This window comes from Luteimonas sp. 8-5, assembly GCF_029763755.1.
Lineage (GTDB): Bacteria > Pseudomonadota > Gammaproteobacteria > Xanthomonadales > Xanthomonadaceae > Cognatiluteimonas.
On record NZ_JARUVM010000164.1, the window covers coordinates 1 to 4174 of the forward strand.

At 62.1% G+C, this 4174-nt stretch carries 9 protein-coding genes and 1 pseudogene; 2 read left to right on the plus strand and 8 right to left on the minus strand.

The window, feature by feature from the left end; translation table 11 throughout:
- Together QAA18_RS12575 and QAA18_RS12580 are read left to right on the plus strand one after the other, a co-directional pair.
- Positions 1-333 (plus strand): annotated as a pseudogene (locus QAA18_RS12575) (S-methyl-5'-thioadenosine phosphorylase); the annotation flags it as partial.
- Positions 334-427: 94 nt separating this feature from the next.
- Positions 428-634 (plus strand): cold-shock protein, encoded by a 207-nt coding sequence (locus tag QAA18_RS12580; RefSeq protein WP_279413421.1) that lies wholly within the window; start codon positions 428-430, stop codon positions 632-634.
- Between the two features lie 70 nt (positions 635-704).
- On the opposite strand, the gene QAA18_RS12585 is transcribed toward QAA18_RS12580, so the two are convergent.
- The 8 genes from QAA18_RS12585 to QAA18_RS12620 all read right to left on the minus strand — a co-directional run bounded on the left by QAA18_RS12585 (position 705) and on the right by QAA18_RS12620 (position 4000).
- On the minus strand, positions 705-1022 hold the full coding sequence (locus QAA18_RS12585; protein ID WP_279413422.1) for a hypothetical protein: 318 nt from the start codon (positions 1020-1022) through the stop codon (positions 705-707).
- A gap of 51 nt (positions 1023-1073) precedes the next feature.
- Positions 1074-1313: a hypothetical protein gene (locus QAA18_RS12590; RefSeq protein ID WP_279413423.1), complete on the minus strand. Its 240-nt coding sequence runs from the start codon at positions 1311-1313 to the stop codon at positions 1074-1076.
- Between the two features lie 128 nt (positions 1314-1441).
- Positions 1442-1837, minus strand: a complete 396-nt coding sequence (locus QAA18_RS12595) for a putative quinol monooxygenase (protein WP_279413425.1) — start codon at positions 1835-1837, stop codon at positions 1442-1444.
- 44 nt (positions 1838-1881) lie between these two features.
- Entirely contained in the window at positions 1882-2247 is a 366-nt protein-coding gene (locus QAA18_RS12925; protein WP_343226754.1) for a cupin domain-containing protein, read from the minus strand.
- Complete coding sequence (locus QAA18_RS12605; RefSeq protein ID WP_279413427.1) at positions 2168-2575, minus strand: VOC family protein; 408 nt, start codon at positions 2573-2575, stop codon at positions 2168-2170. Before QAA18_RS12605 ends, QAA18_RS12925 begins: the two co-directional genes overlap by 80 nt.
- Before the next feature lie 88 nt (positions 2576-2663).
- Positions 2664-3101 (minus strand): cupin domain-containing protein, encoded by a 438-nt coding sequence (locus tag QAA18_RS12610; protein WP_279413429.1) that lies wholly within the window; start codon positions 3099-3101, stop codon positions 2664-2666.
- 33 nt (positions 3102-3134) lie between these two features.
- Positions 3135-3473, minus strand: a complete 339-nt coding sequence (locus tag QAA18_RS12615) for a tRNA-binding protein (RefSeq protein ID WP_279413430.1) — start codon at positions 3471-3473, stop codon at positions 3135-3137.
- A gap of 155 nt (positions 3474-3628) precedes the next feature.
- Positions 3629-4000: a VOC family protein gene (locus QAA18_RS12620; protein ID WP_279413431.1), complete on the minus strand. Its 372-nt coding sequence runs from the start codon at positions 3998-4000 to the stop codon at positions 3629-3631.
- Positions 4001-4174 lie beyond the last annotated feature (174 nt).

The following is a 4174-nucleotide window of genomic DNA, read 5'->3' on the forward strand; positions in this document are numbered from 1 at the left end:
CGCGAGGTGCTGGCCGCCGCCGGCCGCGCCGGCGTGCCCGTGGTCGACGGTGGCTGCTACGGCGCCACCCAGGGCCCGCGACTGGAGACCCGGGCCGAGATCGCGCGCATGCGCCGCGACGGCTGCGACCTGGTCGGCATGACCGGCATGCCGGAAGCGGGTCTCGCGCGCGAACTCGGCCTGGAATACGCCTGCCTGGCCATCGTCGCCAACTGGGCCGCCGGTGCGGGCCCGGATCCGGACGAGGTCATCACCCTGGACGACGTGCTGGCCAACGTGGCCGCAGCCACTGCCGGCGTCTCGCGCCTGCTGGACGCATTGCTGGCCGGGTGATTGCAAGGCGGGGCGGGCCTTTTGCATACTCGGGCGGTGCGCCCGGGGAGCGACCCGGCGCACGCATACCATCCAGGACGAGGTCAGCATCGCTATGCAGTACGGCACCGTGAAGTGGTTCAACGACGCCAAGGGGTTCGGCTTCATCGCCCCCGAGGACGGCAGCGCCGACGTGTTCGTGCATTATTCGGCCATTGCATCCAAGGGCTTCCGCACCTTGCAGGAAGGCCAGCGGGTCAGTTACGAAGTCACGCAAGGACCGAAGGGGGCCCAGGCCGCCGGCGTACAGCCTGCCGCCTGAGCGGGCAACGATCGCAAATTTGAAGGCCCCGCAATGCGGGGCCTTTTTCATGGCCGCACGAGCGTGGGGCCTAGCGGACGTAACCCCGGGCCTGCAGGCATTCCTGCTTGGCCTTGTTCTTGGCCGTCAGGCGGCTGGGGGTGGCCATGAGCACGCCGGGGCCGGTCGCGCAGCTGTTCTGGTGCCCGTAGGTGGCGCAGTCGGTCTCGTACGCCAGTGGCGAGCCCCCGGTCGGCTTGGCCGGGAACATCTGGGCCACGATGGCGTCGCATTCCTGGTCGTCCTGGGCGAACTGCTCCGGCGTCATGCCGGGCCTGTGCCATTGCGGCGTGGCGCATGCGCCCAGCAGCAGGGCGGCAAGGATGGTCACTGCGTAACGATGGCGCATGTTGGTCCCCTGGTGATGCGTGACGGTTGGAGCAGGTAGAAGGCGCCGACCTCAGCGTTGCGGCGTCGCGTTCCCCGAACGCGCGGCGACCTCTTTCTGGTGCTGATGCCATTGCCTGGACTCGGAGTATTCCTTCGCCTGCGCACGCTGGATGTCGGTCTGCATCCGCTGGCGAAGCGTCTCGACTTCCTCGGTATTCGATTCCCTGGCCATCGAGTCGCCGGTGCTGGCGCAGGCAGTCAGGGTGAGCGCCGCGGCAGCGGCCGCGAACAGCAGGGACTTGGCGTGCATGGTTACCCTCCGTTCGGGCCACTCCGGCCCAAAGTGGCCCCACTCTGCCACAGGAAACCGCCCATCGGTACCAGTAGCGTCAGGGACCCCCGGGGCCTCGCCGGGAACGGACGGGAACACGGCCGGTTTCAGATGGTGGCACGCAGGCCATGGCCGCCGACCGGAACGGTCTGGATGTACTGGTCGAATGCGGCAATCAGCGGCTTTCCCCGGGTGATTGCGTCCTTGACCACGGGCAACGCCAGCGAAGCCTTGTGGCTGGCCTCGCTATCCCAGACCTCCGTTACCCAAAGGGCGTCCGGATCCGCGGGGTCGAGCGCCACAACGTAGCTGAGACAGCCAGGCATGCTGGAGGCGCCCTCCATGAGGATGGTGGACAAGGCCTCGCGCTGGCCCGGCACAGCCTTGATCCTGCCGATGAGTCCGTACATGTGGGTTGCTCCGGTTTGCATGGCGCCGGCGGGTGTGGCGAGGAGCGTGGCTCCGGCCGCCATGATGCCGATGAATTGACGTCTGCTTGGCATGGGTTTCCCTGCGCGACTTTGGAAGAGGTATTCGAAAGCTGCAATCAGGACCGGGCCTCAGCGTCAAAGATAACTAGCGTGCCTGTACTGCCAGGCGCCACGGCGTGTGCAACCCCGATTGGCACTATGAATATTTCTCCAGCACGAATGGTAATCGTGTCCGGGCCAATCGTGAGATTGAGGTGGCCGTCAACAACCAACAGCCCTTCTGGATATTCGTGCGACTCGTCGGGATACGGCGACCCGTCCATACGCATTACCTTGACGTTGGCACCTCCGATCGTGGCAAGAACGGACGATTTCCAAGCCTCGGACTGCGAAGCTGCCAGTTTAAGATCCACAAGTCCCATTGTACTGCAAGAGATCCCAGCGATTGCCATAGATATCCCGAAAAACAGCCACCGTGCCATATGACTCTTCGCTTGGCGCGCGAATGAACTCAACGCCAGAAGCGACAAAGCGATTGTAGTCTCGCCAGAAGTCATCCGTTTGCAGGAATAGAAAGACGCGGCCGCCGGCTTGGTTGCCGATGAACCTGGATTGCTCAGGTGTAGTGGCTCTGGCGAGAAGGAGCGAGGATCCGTGGGTTCCGTGCGGCGCCACAACGACCCAGCGCTTGTCCTCCTCCGGGCGCGGACTGTCCTCTACGAGTCGAAAGCCCAGAATTCCCACGTAGAAGGCAATCGCCTCGTCGTAGTCACGCACGAGGAGAGCGATGTGAGCAATTCCCTGCCGCATGGCGAGACTGATACTCCTGGCGGCCTAGTGCTCAAGTTGGAGGCGAGTTGCAGCGCGTAACTGACACCTCGCTAGTTGAAACTCATGATCAGTCACTGCGCGAACTCCTTGGTTCTTTAGGCTCGACAAACACCGTTTCCGCTCCTTGCTGTTCAAACGTGATGTTTACCGTCCTGCCTACTGCGCGCGTGCGGTGCACGGTGCCTGCCGGCACGACCAGGCACTGCAGCGGGGTAAGGGCAACTCCTGCGCGATCCTCGAACTCGATATGCAGTTCGCCGGCCAACACCACGAACAGCTCATCGCTTCGCGGATGGAAGTGCCAGCGATACTCGCCTTCGAATACGGCAAGACGCATGCACTCACTATTGACGTTGAAAAGAACCTGGTTCTTGTAAGGCTCAGTAACGGCCAGCTGCAATGCTTCGAGGTCCACTGCCTCGAGGTGATCGTACCGGGCCATCTCAGCGGAATACTCTTCGGCCGATGGCAGGTTGGGCCTTGTTGAATCTTCGGTTGCCACCATTGCTTCTCCCGCCGCCTGGCACCTTGGCCGCCACTACAGCAGCCTGGTCCCAAGCGGAACCGCCTGATCGGGCACGCAGAGCGCGACCTCTCCGTGCTCATTATGGAATCCGGTTACCAGGCACTCGGACATCAAAGGGCCAATCTGCTTCCTGGGGAAGTTGACGACAGCTACCACCAGCTTGCCGACAAGCTCCTCCGGCCGATAGAGCGCCGTGATCTGCGCACTGGACTTCTTGACGCCGAGCTTCTCGCCGAAGTCCACGTGCAAGACATAGGCGGGCTTTCTCGCCTCCGCGAAGACAGACGCGCTCACGATCCGCCCAACGCGCAGCTCAACCTTCATGAAATCGTCGAAACTAATGGTATCCACGCAGTTTCTCACGGCGAAGATGAGTTCTCGATATGGGCTCCCATCTGACCCCGATCCCTTAATTAAACAGAATTGGCCGCGCGGTGGAGTGGGCCAGGTGGCAAGCCACCCGCCGCCTGGGCCACGTAACGAGGCGGTTCGGCTTGAACGCATTGTCAGGCTTCACCAGCACTTGCCATATGCTGTCCAATGCTTATCTCGTTCCCGCTTGGGTCTGCAATACGGAAATCACGCATCCCGTATGGGCGGTCCTCGATGGGAACCACAATCGTGACGCCCGCACCCTCAAGGGCCGCATAGTAGTCGTCTATGCCAGTTACGCTGAGGTAGACGTGTGCCGCGCCCGCAGGTTTGGCTCCCGCACGTTGCGTGAGCATGATCTCAACACTGTCTCTGCAAACGGCGGCAATGTCGGGTGGCTGACCTCGCGACCATGCCAAGTCGAATCCGAGCGCATGGCGATAGAAGTCAATCGACGCTGCAAGGTCGTTTACCGAAAAGATTGGGGAAACAGACACGATCTTCATGGGCTCAGTAACCTGTCTGCGAGGCCTAACGCTCAAGTTAAGCCGAATTGCAGCGCGTAGCTGGCCACATGGCAGAAAAAGCTTTCCATGTTGACGGAGTAGCGGTGCAATTTCGGCTTGAATGATCGAATGGACTCCTCCCGCGTCGCCACACGGCTTCGTTGAGCCAGACTG

Bases quoted from the DNA above. Each gene is read 5' to 3' on its own strand.
- QAA18_RS12610 (WP_279413429.1), bottom strand. From the start codon at position 3,101: ATGGTGGCAACCGAAGATTCAACAAGGCCCAACCTGCCATCGGCCGAA.
- QAA18_RS12620 (WP_279413431.1), bottom strand. From the start codon at position 4,000: ATGAAGATCGTGTCTGTTTCCCCAATCTTTTCGGTAAACGACCTTGCA.
- QAA18_RS12605 (WP_279413427.1), bottom strand. From the start codon at position 2,575: ATGCGGCAGGGAATTGCTCACATCGCTCTCCTCGTGCGTGACTACGAC.
- QAA18_RS12595 (WP_279413425.1), bottom strand. From the start codon at position 1,837: ATGCCAAGCAGACGTCAATTCATCGGCATCATGGCGGCCGGAGCCACG.
- QAA18_RS12580 (WP_279413421.1), top strand. From the start codon at position 428: ATGCAGTACGGCACCGTGAAGTGGTTCAACGACGCCAAGGGGTTCGGC.
- QAA18_RS12590 (WP_279413423.1), bottom strand. From the start codon at position 1,313: ATGCACGCCAAGTCCCTGCTGTTCGCGGCCGCTGCCGCGGCGCTCACC.
- QAA18_RS12925 (WP_343226754.1), bottom strand. From the start codon at position 2,247: ATGGCACGGTGGCTGTTTTTCGGGATATCTATGGCAATCGCTGGGATC.
- QAA18_RS12585 (WP_279413422.1), bottom strand. From the start codon at position 1,022: ATGCGCCATCGTTACGCAGTGACCATCCTTGCCGCCCTGCTGCTGGGC.